The 276-nt window shown below is 36.6% G+C and carries 1 tRNA gene; it reads left to right on the top strand.

Features of this window, described 5'->3' with window-relative positions:
- Window positions 1-100: 100 nt before the first annotated feature.
- Window positions 101-177 (top strand) — tRNA-Ile (locus LQ668_RS12340).
- The last annotated feature ends 99 nt before the right edge of the window (window positions 178-276 follow it).

Here is a 276-nt window from a genome sequence, read left to right on the forward strand (position 1 = left end):
CTCCTTTCTAAGGATATTACGGAATGACCATTAGGTCATGGAATAACGGAGACATATTGTATTCAGTTTTGAATGTTTATTTAACATTCAAAAATAGATAGGGCCTATAGCTCAGCTGGTTAGAGCGCACGCCTGATAAGCGTGAGGTCGATGGTTCGAGTCCATTTAGGCCCACCATTTTTTTAATTGCACATTGAAAACTAGATAAGTAAGCAAATAGATTTTACCAAGCAATAAACCGAGTGAATTTCTAACGAAATTCAAGCTTAATAATCG

This window comes from Mammaliicoccus sp. K-M42, from assembly GCF_022386375.1.
GTDB lineage: Bacteria > Bacillota > Bacilli > Staphylococcales > Staphylococcaceae > Mammaliicoccus > Mammaliicoccus fleurettii.